The sequence below is a fragment of the Micromonospora parathelypteridis genome (assembly GCF_014201145.1).
Lineage (GTDB): Bacteria > Actinomycetota > Actinomycetes > Mycobacteriales > Micromonosporaceae > Micromonospora > Micromonospora parathelypteridis.
Window position 1 is genome coordinate 5,176,671 of record NZ_JACHDP010000001.1, and the last position, 16,344, is coordinate 5,193,014.

General features: G+C 71.1%; 14 protein-coding genes. 3 read left to right on the forward strand and 11 right to left on the reverse strand.

Annotated features, from left to right (window positions below):
* Nucleotides 1-18: 18 nt before the first annotated feature.
* The 7 genes from HNR20_RS23455 to HNR20_RS23485 all read right to left on the reverse strand — a co-directional run bounded on the left by HNR20_RS23455 (nucleotide 19) and on the right by HNR20_RS23485 (nucleotide 9,809).
* The gene (locus HNR20_RS23455) at nucleotides 19-912 is read right to left on the reverse strand and encodes an ABC transporter ATP-binding protein (protein ID WP_184188853.1); all 894 of its coding nucleotides are present in this window, start codon (nucleotides 910-912) and stop codon (nucleotides 19-21) included.
* A 77-nt stretch (nucleotides 913-989) separates the two neighbouring features.
* On the reverse strand, nucleotides 990-4,028 hold the full coding sequence (locus HNR20_RS23460) for an ABC transporter permease (RefSeq protein ID WP_184183624.1): 3,039 nt from the start codon (nucleotides 4,026-4,028) through the stop codon (nucleotides 990-992).
* Between the two features lie 79 nt (nucleotides 4,029-4,107).
* Complete coding sequence (locus HNR20_RS23465; RefSeq protein ID WP_184183626.1) at nucleotides 4,108-4,755, reverse strand: ABC transporter ATP-binding protein; 648 nt, start codon at nucleotides 4,753-4,755, stop codon at nucleotides 4,108-4,110.
* A 95-nt stretch (nucleotides 4,756-4,850) separates the two neighbouring features.
* Nucleotides 4,851-6,044: a low temperature requirement protein A gene (locus HNR20_RS23470; protein WP_184183629.1), complete on the reverse strand. Its 1,194-nt coding sequence runs from the start codon at nucleotides 6,042-6,044 to the stop codon at nucleotides 4,851-4,853.
* Nucleotides 6,045-6,048: 4 nt separating this feature from the next.
* Complete coding sequence (locus tag HNR20_RS23475; RefSeq protein WP_184183632.1) at nucleotides 6,049-6,657, reverse strand: TetR/AcrR family transcriptional regulator; 609 nt, start codon at nucleotides 6,655-6,657, stop codon at nucleotides 6,049-6,051.
* Nucleotides 6,658-6,709: 52 nt separating this feature from the next.
* Complete coding sequence (locus HNR20_RS23480; RefSeq protein WP_184183635.1) at nucleotides 6,710-7,375, reverse strand: hypothetical protein; 666 nt, start codon at nucleotides 7,373-7,375, stop codon at nucleotides 6,710-6,712.
* 31 nt (nucleotides 7,376-7,406) lie between these two features.
* The gene (locus HNR20_RS23485) at nucleotides 7,407-9,809 is read right to left on the reverse strand and encodes a PEP/pyruvate-binding domain-containing protein (RefSeq protein ID WP_184183638.1); all 2,403 of its coding nucleotides are present in this window, start codon (nucleotides 9,807-9,809) and stop codon (nucleotides 7,407-7,409) included.
* Between the two features lie 121 nt (nucleotides 9,810-9,930).
* On the opposite strand from HNR20_RS23485, the gene HNR20_RS23490 reads away from it, so the two are divergent.
* Both HNR20_RS23490 and HNR20_RS23495 read left to right on the forward strand, forming a co-directional pair.
* Nucleotides 9,931-10,590, forward strand: coding sequence for a M23 family metallopeptidase (locus HNR20_RS23490; protein WP_184188856.1), 660 nt, complete (start codon nucleotides 9,931-9,933; stop codon nucleotides 10,588-10,590).
* A gap of 72 nt (nucleotides 10,591-10,662) precedes the next feature.
* Nucleotides 10,663-10,893, forward strand: coding sequence for a DUF2188 domain-containing protein (locus tag HNR20_RS23495; protein ID WP_184183641.1), 231 nt, complete (start codon nucleotides 10,663-10,665; stop codon nucleotides 10,891-10,893).
* Nucleotides 10,894-10,944: 51 nt separating this feature from the next.
* On the opposite strand, the gene HNR20_RS23500 is transcribed toward HNR20_RS23495, so the two are convergent.
* On the reverse strand, nucleotides 10,945-11,949 hold the full coding sequence (locus HNR20_RS23500) for a COG1361 family protein (protein ID WP_184183644.1): 1,005 nt from the start codon (nucleotides 11,947-11,949) through the stop codon (nucleotides 10,945-10,947).
* Between the two features lie 16 nt (nucleotides 11,950-11,965).
* A complete protein-coding gene (locus HNR20_RS23505; protein ID WP_184183647.1) occupies nucleotides 11,966-12,514 on the reverse strand; it encodes a hypothetical protein in 549 nt (182 codons plus the stop codon).
* 171 nt (nucleotides 12,515-12,685) lie between these two features.
* On the opposite strand from HNR20_RS23505, the gene HNR20_RS23510 reads away from it, so the two are divergent.
* The gene (locus HNR20_RS23510) at nucleotides 12,686-13,639 is read left to right on the forward strand and encodes a GNAT family N-acetyltransferase (protein ID WP_184183649.1); all 954 of its coding nucleotides are present in this window, start codon (nucleotides 12,686-12,688) and stop codon (nucleotides 13,637-13,639) included.
* Between the two features lie 8 nt (nucleotides 13,640-13,647).
* On the opposite strand, the gene HNR20_RS23515 is transcribed toward HNR20_RS23510, so the two are convergent.
* Nucleotides 13,648-14,670, reverse strand: coding sequence for a DUF4331 family protein (locus tag HNR20_RS23515; RefSeq protein WP_184183652.1), 1,023 nt, complete (start codon nucleotides 14,668-14,670; stop codon nucleotides 13,648-13,650).
* Nucleotides 14,671-14,832: 162 nt separating this feature from the next.
* Nucleotides 14,833-16,089 carry a glycoside hydrolase family 16 protein gene (locus tag HNR20_RS23520; protein WP_229687363.1) on the reverse strand — a complete coding sequence of 419 codons (1,257 nt, stop codon included), beginning with the start codon at nucleotides 16,087-16,089 and terminating at the stop codon, nucleotides 14,833-14,835.
* Nucleotides 16,090-16,344: the final 255 nt, after the last annotated feature.

The following is a 16,344-nucleotide window of genomic DNA, read 5'->3' on the forward strand; positions in this document are numbered from 1 at the left end:
GGCCCGGGACCCGGGGGCTCAGCCGGCGCGGCCGTTCTCCCTCGCCGCCGCCTCCTCGCCCGACGACGGGCTCGCCACGGCGCGCAAGGTGATCGACTGGTCGGTGTGGTCGACCTCGAACATCGTCCCGGCCGGGAAGGTCGCCAACGTCTCGGGCGGCAACTGGATCGTGCCGTCCCCGGCCACCACGGCGAAGTCCCGGCCATTCCGCCCTTCGGCCCCGACCCGGCCGTCCCGGATGGTGACGGCGCGGCCGAGCCGGGCACCCACCTCACTGTCATGGGTCACCACGACCACGGTGGTGCCCCGCTCCGCGTTGACGGTGGCCAGCGCCGCGAGCACCTCGTCCCGACCGGACGCGTCGAGCTGACTGGTCGGCTCGTCGACCAGGAGCAGCCCCGGCCCGGCGGCGAGCCCCTGCGCCAGCGCGGCCCGCTGACGCTGCCCCGGGGTCAGATCGCCCACCCGCCGCGCACCGGCACCGGCGAGACCGACGAGGTCCAGGATCGCCTCCGGCGGATCGAGCCGACGCCCGGCGAGGCGTGCCGCCGGTCGCTGGGCCAACCAGACGTTGCGCGACAGCGACACGTACGGCAGCAGGTTGCGCTCGGCGCCCTGCAACACCGTGCCGACCGTGGCCCCGCGGAGGGCGGCCAGGCCTTTGGCGGAGAGCCGGGACAGCTCGTGGTCGCCCACGTACACACGGCCGGCGGAGGGCTGCATGAGCCCGCCGAGGATCGCCACCAGCGTGGACTTGCCGGAGCCGGACGGACCGACCAGCGCCAGCATCTCGCCGGGGGAGATCTGCAGGTCCACGCCGGAGAGAGCGACCACGTCACCGGTGCTGGTGGGGTAGATGTGGATCAGTCGGTGGCAGCCGACGGCCACACCCGCAGCCGGCGGCGCGGTCATCGGCTCGTCCGGCGGCGGGGCGGTCATCGGCCGCTCCGGCGGCGGGGCGGTCATCGGCTCGTCCGGCGGCGGGGCGGTCATTGGCCGCTCCGGCGGCGTACCGCGGCGGCGACGATCCGACCGAGCACGACCGCGGTGAGGGCGAACAGCGTGACCGTGGGCACCGTGAACAACAGCAGACGGCCGACGTCCGGCCACTCGGGCAACGGGACCGGTGAGCGACCGTCGCTGAACACGCGCTGCCCGCTCCGCGTGAGAAGCCAGATCACCAGGGTGACGAGACCGCCCGACACGGCGGCGACGGCGACCGGCCACCCGTAACCGCCACGGACGGCGCGTGGCGACAGTCCCTGCCGACGAAGCGCCACCAACATGGCCACCCGGGTGCGCTGCTCGGCCGCCGCCATCGCGATCAGGCCGGCCGCCCCGATCAGCACCCCGGCCAGCGCGGCGAACACGTTGAAGCGCAAGGCCAACGCCGCACCCTGTCGGTCGAAGTCCTGTCGTACGTGGGTGATCGTCCGGTCGCTCTTCACGACCAGACCCTGGGCACGAAGCCGGTCGAGGACGTCGACGGGGGCCGCCCCCGCCAACCAGACCTCCTCGTTGCCGTTCTGGCTGGCGACCGCGAGCCGGTCCGCGTACTCCAGGTCGACGACCAGGCCGGCTCCACCGAGCCGCGGCAGCCGGTCGGCCACGCCACCGACCAATGCCGTGGTCGGCGTCCCGTCGACGCCGTCGTACGGATGAGCCGCGCCGAGCGGCGTCCCCGTCGACCGGGTCAGGTAACCGGGTAGCGGGAAAGGCGCATCGTTGACACTGATGCCGGCCGGCGTCGCGCGCCGGTTCTCCATCACCTCCATCACCAGCGCCGCGTCCGGCCCGTTCATGGCGCTGAGGAACGTCTCGTTCGGGTCGGACAGCCGCCACCGTTTCGGATCGGCGAACTGTGCGCCGGTCAGCACCACCGTCTCGCGGCCGCCGTCCTCATCGCCGGTGCGCAACTCCTCGAAGTGGATCTCCAACTGGCTGGAGACCACTGGAGCGACAATCTCGATCTTGACCAGCCGGCATCCCTGCGCGCACTCGGGCACCTGTAGGACGTAATCCTTGCGACCGGGCTTGATGTCGTCGCGGGCGACGACCACCCGGGTGCCGTTGGCGCTGGACACCGTGAGCGCGAGGCGGACCCGATTGCCGCCGAAGACCTCGGCGTCGAAGTCGGCGGAGCTGACCACGGTGAGCAGTCGCCCGCGTAGGTGCACCGGTTCCCCGGGTGCGGCCGGGCGGATCTTTCGCGTGACGTCCGCCAGGGACACTCCGTAGGACGAATGCGGCGCGGCCACCGCCGCCAGCCGGTCGGAGTCCACGGCCAGCAACGGTGTGCCGGCCGCGAAGGCCGAACCCGACACCACCGCGGCCATCGCGAACCGGCCGTCGGGATCGGCCGCCCGCACGGCGGACAACAGGTGCGAACGTGACGTCGCATCGACCTCGACCACGCGAGGCGCGCCGACCTCGACTGTCGCCCGATCGCGGTAGGCGGCCGACGCGACCTCGCTCGTCGCGGCGGTGAAGGCGAGCATCGCGACAACCACGGTGAGCAGCGCGATCAGGGGCCGGAAACGTGGTTGTCGGGCCACCTGCACCAGGGCGAGACCGGCCGCTGTCCGGCCGCGCGCCAGCAGTGCCGCACCCACCGCCGCGCCGGTGATCATCGCGATCCGCGCCAGCAGCACCGCCGCGGCGAGCGCCCCGGCGACCGGTGCCAAGAGAGCCAGCCCGCTGGGCGATCCGCCGGAGCGCAGCTGCACCACGGCGGCCACGGCGACGGACACCGCGACGACGTCGCCGATGGTCGCCCGCCATCCCCTGACCCGTGCCGGCACCCGACGTAGCAGGTCGACGACCGGTGCGGACAACATCCGAGCCTGGGCCAGCAGCACGGCGGCGAGCGCGCCGGCGGCGCCGATGGCGGCGAAGCCGATCGCGGTCGCGTCCACCGTGACGTCGGCGGGGGCCGGGAGGGTGTGCGCGGCGAGCAGTGTGGCAGCGGCGACGCCGCCCAGGCAGCCGAGGGGGATCGCGATCAGCGCGGGGACGGCGTGCTCGCCGATTGCCAGCGCCCACAGTCGTCGGCGCTGCACCCCGCGGAGCAGGAGCAGGCCCTGCTCCGGTCGCCGTTGATCGGCCGCCGAACTGATCGCGACGAAGAGCACCAGCCAACAGAGCAGCACGAGCAGCCCGGCACCCAGCGTCACGCCGTCGGCCAGTTGCCCTCGTTGCACGGTGACGCGGTCAAGCAGGCCGGGCAGGGTGGTGCCGGCCCCGAGACCCTCGCGGCCCCCGTCGCGCTCCAACAGGGTGACCGCGGCCCGCAGCTCCTGCACGGATCGGCTGTCCAACAGTCGCTCGGTGACGTAGAGGTCGGCCGTCGATCGGTACACGATGGCCTGCTCGTCGGCGAGGGGCGCGGTCTCGGCGGTGAAGATCGCGTCCTCGGCGCTGCCCGCGGTCGACGTGGTGGCCGAGCCCGCGGCGGGTGGCCGAATGTACTCCCCACCCAGCCAGAACGGATCCGTCACGTCCAGCGGTCGGTAGACGCCGGCCACCCGCACCGGCACGGCGCCGAACGTGAACTGGTCCCCGACTACGACACCGAGACGCGCGGCGGTGTGCGTGCTGACCATGACCTCGGGGAGTTGACCCTTCGAAGTGGCCCGGGGGCAGGCACCGGCCACGGTGACCCGCTCGCAGACCCCCGCTCGGAAGGTCAGGTTCGAGGTGACCGTCCCGGCCCGACCGGCGGCGACGCCACCGCTCTGGGCGCCCAGGACGACGTCGAACCCGGCCGGCGTCAGTCGCTTGACCTTGCCGGCGAACAGGGTCCGTGTCGGGTCTCCGGGCATCCCCGGAAATTCGACGGGGTCGGCGAGCCGCACCCGAAGCTCGTTCGGCGATGCCCGGGACAGTTCGTAGCTGGCCAGGGCCTGCCCGGCGGCGGCGACATAGCTCGGCGCGGCCGCGGCGGCGGCACTGGCGAGGACCGCGAGCAGGAGCACCGCCAGGGCCTGTGCCCGGCGTGCGGTAAGTGCTCCCCAGATCACGGCCAGCATTGACCGGATGCTATCGATGCGGCACGTGGCCCACCGTCCCGTGCGGGCGAACTGAAACCTGCCCGTTACGGCCTAACGGTCAGCCGCGCACAACCTCCGCCCGCCCCTCGACCAGGTGCAACTCCGCTTCGCAGGCGGCCGCCACCTCCGGGTCGTGGGTGGCGAACACGACCGCCGCGCCCCGCCGGGCCTCGTCGTGCAGCAGATCCAGCACCCGCTGCCGATTACCCGCGTCCAACTCGCTGGTCACCTCGTCGGCCAGCAGCACACCCCCGCGCAGGGCCAGGCCGCGAGCGACGGCCGTACGCTGCTGTTGGCCGCCGGACAGCTCCTCGACGAGCTGGTCGGCCTGGCCGGAGAGGCCCAGCAGGTCCAGGGTCACGGCGGTCTGCCGGCGGGCTTCCGGTGGTGTCACGCCGTCGGCCACGAGTGCCACCTGCAGGTTCTCGGCGGCGGTGAGGATCGGGGCCAGGCCATTGTCCTGCGGGATGAGGACGATCCGCTGCTCCACCGCGTGATCACGATCGCGGAGCGGCTGCCCGTCAACGGTCACGGTGCCCTCCAGCGGCCGCAACAACCCCGCCATCGCGTTGAGAAGAGTGGTCTTGCCCGCGCCCGACGACCCGGTCAACGCCAGCAACCGACCCGGGCGGACCATGACCGAGATCTCCCTGAGGACGGCCGGCGCATCGCCGTAGCCGACAGACACCCCCTGGACACTCAACATGTGCCACCGCCTCTTCTGCGCACCGACGATCCGCAGACTGCCACGGCGAGTTGGAGCCGCACAATCCCCGTCGATCCGCTGGCGGTGCGACGTGGTCAGGCGGCCCGTATCCGCCGCCGTTCGAGCAGGACCAGGGCGGTGAGGAAGGCCGCGAGCAGCCCGAGGGAGGCCAGCGCGGGCAGGACCCGGGCGACGGGCACCAGCAGGAGTACGACGGCGATCGCGACGAGCTGACCCGGCGAGCCGCGTACGGTCAGCCGCGCGAACAGCAGACGACCGACGAGGTAGAGCGCAACCCCGCCGTACAGCACGAGTGTCGCCGACCAGCCCATCGGCTCCCCGCTGGCCTGGTGGGGTCGTGCCTCGACCGTCACGTTCGCGAGGATCAGGTGGATGCCCAGGGCGAAGTAGACGATCCCGGCGATCATCGGGAGGTGCGCCAGCGTGTACGCGTCCGACGCCAACTGCTGGCGGCGTCGGGAGCGCGGTGACGCGTCGCTCAGCGCCTTCGCGGCGGCCGGCGCGACGCCGACGAAGTAGAGCCACCACAGGCACACGGTCGCGGCGAAGCCGAACACCGCGGCCAGCAGCGTCGGCCAGTCGATGACGCCCGGACCCGTGCCGGCCCCGGCCGACAGCAGGGACTCGCCGAGCACGATGATCAGCACCAGACCGTGGCGTTCGGCGAAGTGCGCCCCACTGCGGACCTCCCCGAAGCTGGCGGCGGTGGCGACCCGGCCACCGCCGTAGTCGACGAGGAACGCCACGGTCCACAGCACGGTCTGGGCGGTCCCGCCGAGTACGGCGCCCACGAGCAGAGGAGCCCAGGCGAGGGTCGTGGACACCGCGAAGCGCAGTGTCTGCCGGCGGTACTGCGTGTTGCCGGCCGAGGAGTAGAACATCAGGGCGAGGTGCAGCCCTCGAACCACGATGTAGGCGATGGCCAGGGTGAGTGGCGGGCTCAGCGCGCCGCCGTGGCGCTGCCACGCCGCTGGGATCACGAGCGCGGCCACGAAGATGGCGGCCATCGCCACGGTCATCCCGGCCAGCACGACGCCGCCGTCCGCGCGGACCTGATTGCCCAGCCAGGTGTAGCAGCTCCACGCGTACCAGAACCAGAGCAGGAGCAGCAGCCCTTGATACAGGGTGAGCGGCTCCATCGACTCGGCCATGAAACCGATGAGCCGCGTCAGCGCGAAGACCAGGACCAGATCGAAGAAGATCTCGAAGGTCGTGGCCCGGTGCGCCTCCTCGACCAGCACCGGCCGGGACCGGGGGACGCGGCTCATCCGCTCATCCTGGTCTGTGCACCACCGTGTCCGGGTGCCAATGCGCAGAGCCGAAGAGGAGGTCGAGGTGGGCGTCCAGCGCGCCCAGGGCCTGCTCGGTGGTGTACTGCCCACCCAGCAGGTAGACGCCGAGCCCTTCCATCAGCGCCAGCAGGCCGGCTGCGGCAGCCTCACCGTGGCCGTCGGGCAGGATCCCGGCGATGAACCCGGTGAGCTGTCGGGTGCCCTCGCGGAGACTGGGCGCGGCATCCGGACGTACCGCCATGTAGGCGAGGAACGCGAGCGCCACGCGCCCGTCGTCGCGGGTCCCCTCATCGAGGGGCAGCAGCGCCCCGATCATCGTACGCAGCAGCAGCCGGGGCGACGGGTCCACGCCCAGTTGTGCGACCGCCTCGGTGACCCTGATCTGGCTGCGCTCACGCACCACGCTCAACGCGAACGCCATCATCTCGTCCTTGGTGCGGAAGTAGTGCTGGACCATCCCGGCGGACACCCCGGCCTCGGCGGCCACGTGACGGAGGCTGACGGCCTCCAGGCCCTGATCCGCGGCGACCCGCATCAACGCGTCCGCGATGAGGGTGCGTCGCTCCTGGTGATCGACCTTCTTGGGCATGGCCTCGATCGTTTCACAGTGGGTGGCCCGGACACGTCGCCAGCGGCGGTGGCTACCGGCTGACGGTGCTGCTCACGGGGGTGCCGCGAGCGCTGCTAAGGAGGCCGTCCGGGTCGTCGGCGTACAGTCGCAGCTCATTCACCGGCTCGGTTCGACAGTTGGTGAGGTCGAACGTCAGCGGTCGGCGCAGCAGGACGTCGATGCTGGTCTGGCTGCCGACCGAGACGGATACCACCCGACGATCGCCCTCCTGCTCGACCTGCACCGACTTGCTCGACGGCAGCGAGCGGTAACGCTTGCGCAGCGCTTCGACGTCGGTCCACGGGATCCAGATGTCGATGCCCGAGCTGAGGCGTACGCGCAGCCCGCGATCACCCACGACGTGTGGATGGATCGTCATGCTGGCGAAGAGCCCGATCATCCAGAGCAGACCCCAGATGCCGAGTCCGAGCACGATCCAGCGGGCCGGTCGCCACGGCACCACGTGGGTGACGACGACATCGAAGATCGGGATCTCCACGACCGACAGGCCGATGAAGATGCCGAGGATCGGCTTGACCACACCGAGGTAGCCGAACGGCTCGTCGCCCGGAGCCAGCGGCAGCGGTCTGCGCAGCGCCCAGAGGAAGAGGCTCCGCCACATCGCGGCCTCGACCTCGGCCGCGCGGCGCAACAGCGGGCCCACCTGCACCCTGGTCGATGTCTTCGTGTCGGTCATGGTCGTCCTCGTCGGGTAGGAGGGCGGAGAGTCAGTGGATGGTGATGGTGCCGGCGCCGCCGTCCACGGTGATGAGCTGCCCCGTGGAGATCGTCCGGGTGGCGTCCGGCACGCAGATGACGGCGGGGATGCCGTACTCGCGGGCCACCGTCGGGCCGTGCGCCATGATCGCGCCGGTCTCGGTCACCAGCGCCGCGGCGGTGAGGAACAGCGGGGTCCAACCGGGGTCGGTGGTCGCGGTGACCAGGACGTCACCGGGCTCGACGCGGGCGGTGGCCGGGTCGTGAACGACCCGGGCGGGGCCGGTCACCCGGCCCGCCGACGCACCCACACCGGTGAGCGTCCCGTCGCCCGTGGACACCGCCGGCAGGACCGTTTCGACATCCGTGCCATCGGAGAGCAGCGCCACCGGCACCGTGCGCCGGCGCAGCTCCCGCCGGTGCACCTCCCGCCGGGAGGCGACCGTCCCACGAGGATCAACCTCCTGGTGTACGGCGGCGTGCACCTCGTCGAGGGTCAGGAACATGATGTCGTCGGGCTGGTCCAGCAGACCCGTGCCGTGCAGGTCGGCGCCGATGAGCAGCAGTTGCCGGCGCGTCTCGCGCAGCGGATACAACCCGGCGAACTTGCCGGCCTCGCGCAGGCCGGCCAACGACCGCGCCCGGCGCAGCAGGAACCCGGCGACCCTGCCCCGCACCGGCCGCCGACGGCGGGCTCGCGCGACCAGCTCCGCCAGCGCGGCCTCCGCAGCGGTGGCGGCCCGCTGGAAGCGCTGGTCGGGGCCCTGCTGCGGATCGGTGACCCGCAGGTAGTTGGCGACCGCGGCGAAGACCGGTGCGGGATCTTCCTCCCAGCGCGGCACGCCGAGGTCGACCTCGGCGGCGCCGCGATGACCGTAGACGTCCAGGAAGGCGGCCATGCCGATGTCGGGCAGCGTTCCGCGCAGATAGCGCGCGGCCAACTCGGCCGGCGGAGTGTCGAGCAGGAGCTGGCGGTGGTCCTGCGCGCCCTGGGCGAGTCGCCAGAGCGCCAGGTCCATGTCGATGGTCACGTTGTGTGGCATCCCGCCCAGCACGGTATGGATCTCGTCGGGGGTGGCGACCCCCTTGAGCAACGAGGTCGGCAGTGCGGCGGCGAGCATCCCCGCGACGATCGGCCACATGATCGCGTCGGCGCTGTCGTCGGTGTCCCGCGCCTGCACGAAGCGCAGCCGATCGGCGGCGGACCGCAGGTCGGCGGGGGCGGCCGACCGTACTCGCATCTGCTCGATCGCCTCGAACATCCGGATCCGTGCGGTGTCGGGACGGGCCAGAGCCCGCACGACCCCCACCACCGCGCGGCCGGCGGTCCGCAGCGACGCGGCCCCGTGCCCCCCGCCGCGCCCGGTGCCGCCGCGGGTCGGGGCGAACCGGGGATCCGCCAGCACGTGCTGCATCACCGCCTGGGCGCGCGGACCGAAGTCGACCGCCAGGAGCTTGACCAGTCGCTTGCGGGCTGAGGGGTCTCGCGCCAGGTCGGTCAGGTCGCCGTAGAGGCGACCGCCGATGTCGACGATCTCGACCCGGACGCCGAGCGCGGCCAGCATCGCGGCGATCTGCGTCCGCAGGGTCGACATGCCCATCGGGGTGACCGGTTGCAGCATGCCCTGAACGTGACCGAACTCCAGGTAGACCCGGGGGAGGGGCTTCCCGGTGTCCGGTGGGAGGGGGAACAGGCTGGTGATCGGCCGCGACTGCAGGAGCCACCGGACGCCGTCCGCGTCGATCGCCCACTCCACGTCCTGTGGGCAGCCGAAGTGGGCCTGCAACCGCGCACCCGTCTCGCGCAGGTCGGCCAGGTGCGCGGATGTCAGGCATCCCGTGTCGTCCCGCGTGACGTCGTCGAGGACGTAGTGGTCCACGGTCGCCGCGCCGTCCACCACGATCGCGCCGAGACCGGCAGCGGCGTCGACCGCCATCTCGTCGCGGCGGCCGGTCAGCGGGTTCGCGGTGAACAGCACCCCCGCCACCGTGGGCGTGATCATGCGCTGCACGACGACGGCCATCCGCACCACGCGATGATCGATCTGGTGGGCGTCGCGGTAGGCGGTGGCACGGTCGGTGTGCAGCGAAGCCCAGCATTTGCCGATCGCGGCGATCAGCTCTTCGGTGCCTGTGACGTTGAGGATGGTGTCCTGCTGCCCGGCGAAGCTCGCCTCCGGCAGGTCCTCCGCGGTGGCGCTGGAACGCACCGCCACCAGGCCCGCTCCGAGCCGCTCGTACGCGGCGACGACCTCGGCCGTCGGGATGACACCGAGTCGGTGCGCCTCGGTGGTGACGCAGAAGCCCTCGGGGACCCGTTCGCCTCGCCGGATCAACTCGCCCAGCCCGGCGGCCTTGCCGCCGACCAGGTCGACCATGTCGGCGGTCGCCTCGGACAACGCGATCACGTGCATCGGGGCCTGCCTCCGGTTGCAATACGCCTGTATTGCATCCTACCGTAGCGCCTTTACGATGCGACTGCAATGTCACCTGGGTGGTGCGCTACCCGGAGACGAGGCGTTGCCGGCATCTGCCATGCTCGGGCCGGTGACGACCGGCCGCCCGACCAGAGCCCGTTCCCACCGCCGCCCGCGAAGCCGCGCCATCCGGGTCCTCCTCGCGCTCGTCGCGGCGGCAGCCGTGCTGGGCATCGCGGTGGTCGCGGTGCCGATGCTGCGACCGGCCGGGCCGCGCCCGCTCTTCCAGATGCCGGTCGCCTGCGGCGAGACGTGGCAGCTCAGCACCTACCCGGGTCACGACGACTACGACGTCGATTTTTTTCCGACCGAGGGCGAGACGTGGGGGCGGCCGGTGCTCGCGTCGTACGCCGGCACGGTCACCGTGGCGGGGATCAACGGATCGCTGGGTGACCGCACCCCGGAGAACCCGGAGGGTGCCCGGGGGCGCGGCGGCGGTTACTGGGTGAAGATCGATCACGGCGGCAAGTGGGAGACGCAGTACCTGCACATGCTCGAACCGCCGCTGGTCACGGTCGGTCAGAAGGTCGCCCAGGGTGACCAGATCGGGCGGCTCGGCAGCACCGGCAACTCCGGCGCGCCGCATCTGCACTACGAGCAGCGCAGAGGTTGGGACAAGGTCGAGACCCACTTCGACGGTGCGGCGTCGGGCATCACCACCGACGAACGCGAACAGATTCTCCGGCGGGTGAGCAACAACTGCCCGGCTGTCTCCTGAGGAGCGCGGTTTGCCCGGCGCGGCTCGGGGCACTGATCTGGGAGACAGTTCAGACGCAGGGAGGAGCCAGCCATGGTCAAGGGTGACGTCGACACGTACCACGAGGACGGGCAGTGGAAGAACAAGGCGGAGGGCAACGAGCGGGCCAGCAGCACGCATGACGTGAAGGCCGACGCGCAGGCCCAGGGCCGCGAGATGGCGGCCGACCGTGGCGTCGAACACGTGGTCAAGAAGCAGGACGGCACGATCGGGGAGAAGAACACCTACCCGCGCAGCCGCGACCCCCGCGACATCGAGGGCTGACAGCTTCCCGCGGACTGACCTCCTCGGCAGCGCCGACGAGGTCAGTCCGCGTCAGCCCAGACGGCGACCGGACGTGAGACGTGTCCGTTGTCGACGGGCGAGATGCCAGCCGACTAGCACGACCAGCACGAGCAGTGCCACGATGCCGGTCGCGTAGGCGAGCCAGACCGCTCTCGGGGACTTCTCGACCGTCATCGGCGCCGCAACGGGCAGGGTTATCCGCCCCTCCGCTTTCCGTTCCACCAGTCCGCTGGCAAGGAGCACCTGTACGTCCCAGACGCCCGCGGGCAGGGACTGGTTGACCTCGATGCGGACCTTGCCGCTCTGGCCCGGCAGGATCGTCACGCCGTTGGTGACCTTGAACGGACCGGCCTCGACCGCTCCCTTGCTCAACGTCAGACGTCCGGTCATGTCCAGCGCCCGTTCGCCGGTGTTGGTGACCTCCGCGGTGACCACCGGGAACTCGCCGATTCCGCGCTCGGCGCCCAGGTCGCCGATGCGGAAGTCCGTCGGCGGCTCGCCGCCTGGACCGATGTCGAGGTAGACGCGGATACCCACCCGGTGCACCTGCACGACATTGCCGCCCTGCTTCGTCCCGCTGGTCACCTGCGCCCAGATGGCGGCGTACCGCTCGCCCTTGGACGCGTTCCTGGGAACGGTGATGTCCACCGCGACCGGCTCCCGCTCGCCCGGGGCGAGTTCGACAGCGGGCGTCTTCAGCTTGATCCAGCCGCTGAGCTCGTTGCCGGTGCGGTCCTCGGGAATGGTGAAGGCGCTGTTCTCGACCGACGCGGCCCCGGCGTAGAGCTCGATCTTCTGCGACTCGGGGGAGTCGTTGCGCACCTCCACCCGCCGGCTGATCATCGCGCCCGGCTTGAGGTGGTCGATGATGTAGACCCGGGCGCGCGGATCCTCGGCCCGTTTGGCGGGGATGTCCAACAGCTGGAGGTTGATCGCGGCAGGATCGTCCCCCGGCTCGTACCTCTGCTCCCGCGCGGCAACGGCTGGTGCCGCCGACGCCCCGAACGCTACGAGAGCGACCGAGGCCAGCAGCACCAGCCGGCCGAGCGGCTCAGACCACCGAATGTGTCACCGTCCCGGTGTAGACGCCCTCGACGGTTCCATCCGGAATGTTCACCAGCAGCGTGGGGTTCCAGCTCGCGAAGTTGTTGCCGGTGCCACCCGTCTTGCTGAAGGCGACCTTCGGGGTATCGATGACCACCGCCTGAGCCGCTGTCGGCTGCCCCGGCGTGAAGGTGCCGGTGCCGGCCGTCCCGGTCGCGGGACCCGACCAGTACAGGACGTTGCTCGCCGGGATCGTCTCTCCGGAGCTGCCGCCGCCGGTGACGAAGTCGGTGGAGACGGCGGTGGTGGTCCAGTTCGGGGTGAGCGATCCGCGCTGGTCCAGCACGGTGACCGGGCCCAGTTGGCCGGAGACGGTCGTGCCCTCCACGCCGTTTCCGATGTTCGCCGTCGCGGGCACCGTGATCGAGAGACCACCGGCGGCGTTGACGGTGAGGGTCACGATCGTGTCGCCAGTCGTGTCCGCAGCGGCTGGCCCGGCGAGGGCGACGGCTGCGGCGATACCGGCCAGGCCGGCGGCGAGAAGTTTCCTACGCATCAAGTCTCCTTCATCCTGGAATCCCCCATGGGATGCATTCGGAGACTATGCGGGCTTAAAGGTCGATACCGGATAAACCGGGCGTTTTCCGCCTTGCGAGGAAGGTCGCGAGCTCGACCGTGGCGAAGGTCATTCCTGGTGAAGTGCCTGCTCCGGGTACCTTCCGACCACGTGACCGCACACCCGGCCCCGGTAGACGCCACGATCCGTGCCCTGCGTCCGGCCGACATTCTCTCCGCCGCCGATCTGCTGGTGCTCGCCGCAGGCGAGGACAAACGACACCGGCTGCTCGACCAGTTGGCCACCGTGCTGCCCGGCGAGATCCACCACGCCCTCGTCGCCGAGCGGTCAGGGAAGATCGTCGGTGCCGGCAAGCTCACCGCCGAGCCAGCGTTCCCGGGCACGGTCTCCGCGCTGGTGGCCGTCGCGGAGGACGAGCGTGGGCGGGGCATCGGCACCGCCCTGGCCGCCGAGCTGGCCGGCTGGGCGGAGCGTCACCTCGGCCCGGAGCACGTGGTGACCAGCACGCTCCGCGATGACCTCGACGCTGGTCGGCGCTTCGCGCAGCGGTACGGCCTGGTGGTCACACGCCACAGCGTCGGCTGGCGGTTCGACCTCCTCGGGCGCAGCGACGAACTCGCCGAGCGTGCGACCCGTACCGCGAATGCCGCCGGCGTGCGGATCCGCGTCGCCGACCTCCAGGCCGAGGAAGCCGCGATCGTCGAATGCATCGGGCGTACGCTGCCCGGACTTCCCCTGCCGGGCGCCGAGGACCAGGAGGTCGACCTCGCTCACGCCCGCCGGGTCATTCCGGACGAGGCGACCGTGCTGGTGGCCGAGTCGCTCGATGCCCCCGGCCTGCCGCCGTGCGGGTTGACCGTGGTCACCCCGCAGGCGGGCAGCGGCGACTGGTACACCGTCTACACCGGTGTGGCCGTGGACCGGCGCGGCCGGGGCGTGGCGACGGCGCTGAAGGCCGCCGCCCTCGAACAGGCGTACCGCTCAGGCGCGACGGCCGTGACCACCCACAACGACGACGGCAACGAGCCGATCCTGCGGGCCAACCGGGCCTTCGGCATGCTGCCGAGCGTGGGCTACTGGAGCCTGCTCCGTCGCGCCGCGTAGGTCGCCCGTCAGGCCGGCACCACGTACGGGAAGCTCGCGGAGCGGGCGGCCTTGGTGACATCCGAGGTGAGGCCGGAGGTGGTGCCCGTGTTGAGGACCAGGGAGAACATCACCTCGGGCGCGTTGTCGGCCATGGTGCGTCCGTTGCGGATCGCGAAGCCGTAGTTCGCGGCCGTGCCGACCCGGTAGGACAGCAGGTCGGGGTAGAGCTGCCGAGCGACGCTCCAGCCGTACGCCTGCGGGTCGGGGGCGGTGCCGTTGGCGGCGACGACGCCTGCGACGGCGGTGGCGATCTCCTCGCCGTCCTCGGTGAGGTCCTTGCTGGGGTGCCGGAAGTTGGCGGGGTCGGAGAAGTCGGTGTCGTGGGGCCAGAAGATCGGCCACATCATGGGGTGCCCGGCGCGGTTGATCTGGCGCCATCCGCCGGCGTCGGTGGCCAGCATCGTGCGGCACCAGACGCCGATCTCGGTGCCGTCGCGCAGCAGCGGCTCGTCGTGGGAGACCTCGAGGACGATCGACTCGACGGTCGTGCCGGCGAAGCTGTTCTTGGCCTGGTCGACCCGCCACGCCGAGCGGTCCACCGTCGAACCGTTCTTGACCGCGCCGTTGATGGTGGCGAGTTCGTCGAGGTCGACGAAGAACGGGTCGGTGATCCGTCCGGCCCAGACCCGGACGTTGCCGCCGGTCGACACCTCGCCGGTGCGCCCCTCGGCGATGGGAGTGCCCATCGCGGCGTCGTCCCGGGCATCCGCTCCGGTGAGCTCGTACAGCTGGAGGGCCTGTTTGCCGTCGCCGTTCGGCTCGCCGAAGGCGAATCGGTAGGTCAACCCCTCCATCTCCGCGCCGTTGAAATGAATCTTGATCTCGTAGCGCGCCTCGGCGTGGAAGCCACGCTTGATGTCGGCCTTCGTCACCGAGCTGTTGACGTCCATGACGAACACCGTGGCGCGGTCGCCGTTGAAGACGTACAGATCGTCGATGTAGAGCTGGCCGCCCTGGGCGGCCAGGGGGGTGTCGAGGTGGTGCGACATGAGCTCACTCCCGGAGATGCCTGACGTGGATAAATCAGAACATAGCGGTCATGAGGCTGCTCCCCGCGCCATCGGCGGAATCCCGGCTCGCGACCGGGCCGCACATGGCGGTGGGCCGCCCGATGCTGCCGTCGGGCGGCCCACTCGCTCGTGCCGGCATCGTCAGATGCGGGACCACTTCTGGTTGGCGGCGCCCACGCAGTCCCACAGGTGCAGCTTGCCGCCGTTGTTGGGGTTGGCCTCCCGCACGTCGACGCACTTGTTGGCGTTGAGGTTGACCAGATCGCCGGAGCCGTTGAGGGTGAAGCGCTGCGCCGTGTTGCCGTTGCAGCTGACCAGGTTGACCTCGGTGCCGTTCGCGGTGCCGGCCCAGGCGGGGTCCATGCACTTGCCCATCGCGCGGACCGTGCCGTCGGAGGCGAACGTCCAGGCCTGGGCGGCGGTGGTGTTGCAGTCCCAGATCTGCAGCTTGGCGCCCTCCACCGGGTTGGCGCTGGGGATGTCGATGCAGCGACCGCTCTGCGTACCCCTGATCCGGCTGGTGCCGGGAGCCGGGTCGCCGCCACCGGAGGTGTAGCTGGACACCCGGACGTAGTTGACGAGCATCTGCTGGGGGAACTGCGTGGAGCCGTCCGGGTAGCCGGGCCAGTTGCCGCCGACCGCCACGTTGAGGATCATGAAGAAGGGGTGGTCGAACACCCAGCGGTTGCCGCCGAGGCGCGCGGGATCGACCCGGTGGTACTGCACCCCGTCGAGGTACCAGGTGATCGCGTTCGGCTCCCAGTCCACCCGGTAGGTGTGGAAGCCGTCCGCCAGTGGCCCGCCGAGAGTGCGGCTGCCGGTGATGCCGCCGCCACCGGAGTAGCCGGGCCCGTGCACGGTGCCGTACACGGTGTTGGGCTCCCGGCCGATGTTCTCCATGACGTCGATCTCGCCGGCGTCGGGCCATCCGCCGCCGGTGCCGAGCATCCAGAACGCCGGCCAGATGCCCTGACCGCGCGGAATCTTGATGTTGGCCTCGAACCGGCCGTACGTCTGGGTGAAGGTGGCTGCCGTCAGCAGCCGCGCCGACGTGTACTCGCAGCGCCCGTAGTGGCACTGGTAGTTGGCGGGGTTGTCCCGGCGGGCGGTGATGACGAGGTTGCCCTGGCCGTCGTGGACGGCGTTGCTGGTGCTGTTCGTGTAGTACTGCCGCTCGTTGTTGCCCCAGCCACTGCCGCCGATGTCGAACCGCCATTTGTTCTGGTCGACGGGCGTTCCGGCCGGCGAGTTGAACTCGTCCTGCCAGGTGGTCGGGCCGATGGCGGCCTTGGCGGGGTCGGACTGCGCCGGGACGACGAGCGCCGCGGTGGTCGCGACGAGGGCGACCGCCATGAGTACGAGGGGGCGAAAGCGGAGGCTGGGGCGGGCTGTGAACACGGGAGGCTCCTCAGCGAGGGGGGTGGCGGAGGCTGCGTACCGGACGTAGAGAGCGCTCTCTACAGTGAAGCATGTCGATATCATGTCTTTCTGTCAAGAGTGTTTCCAATGCGACGACCGTCCGTTACCGCCTGATGTTGGTCGGTGAGCGGCGGGCCGTCGGGGCTCAACCACGGCATGACGCCGGTCCATGCCTGCGATCCATGCCTCCGAGATGGACGGCGCCAACCCGTCGGACGCGGCCGGTCCTTCGCC

What these genes read in the sequence shown, in the direction of transcription:
- HNR20_RS23495 (WP_184183641.1), top strand. Translation starts at nt 10,663, where the DNA reads ATGGTCAAGGGTGACGTCGACACGTACCACGAGGACGGGCAGTGGAAG.
- HNR20_RS23515 (WP_184183652.1), bottom strand. Translation starts at nt 14,670, where the DNA reads ATGTCGCACCACCTCGACACCCCCCTGGCCGCCCAGGGCGGCCAGCTC.
- HNR20_RS23455 (WP_184188853.1), bottom strand. Translation starts at nt 912, where the DNA reads ATGACCGCGCCGCCGGCTGCGGGTGTGGCCGTCGGCTGCCACCGACTG.
- HNR20_RS23505 (WP_184183647.1), bottom strand. Translation starts at nt 12,514, where the DNA reads ATGCGTAGGAAACTTCTCGCCGCCGGCCTGGCCGGTATCGCCGCAGCC.
- HNR20_RS23470 (WP_184183629.1), bottom strand. Translation starts at nt 6,044, where the DNA reads ATGAGCCGCGTCCCCCGGTCCCGGCCGGTGCTGGTCGAGGAGGCGCAC.
- HNR20_RS23480 (WP_184183635.1), bottom strand. Translation starts at nt 7,375, where the DNA reads ATGACCGACACGAAGACATCGACCAGGGTGCAGGTGGGCCCGCTGTTG.
- HNR20_RS23465 (WP_184183626.1), bottom strand. Translation starts at nt 4,755, where the DNA reads ATGTTGAGTGTCCAGGGGGTGTCTGTCGGCTACGGCGATGCGCCGGCC.
- HNR20_RS23475 (WP_184183632.1), bottom strand. Translation starts at nt 6,657, where the DNA reads ATGCCCAAGAAGGTCGATCACCAGGAGCGACGCACCCTCATCGCGGAC.
- HNR20_RS23460 (WP_184183624.1), bottom strand. Translation starts at nt 4,028, where the DNA reads ATGCTGGCCGTGATCTGGGGAGCACTTACCGCACGCCGGGCACAGGCC.
- HNR20_RS23490 (WP_184188856.1), top strand. Translation starts at nt 9,931, where the DNA reads ATGCTCGGGCCGGTGACGACCGGCCGCCCGACCAGAGCCCGTTCCCAC.
- HNR20_RS23485 (WP_184183638.1), bottom strand. Translation starts at nt 9,809, where the DNA reads ATGCACGTGATCGCGTTGTCCGAGGCGACCGCCGACATGGTCGACCTG.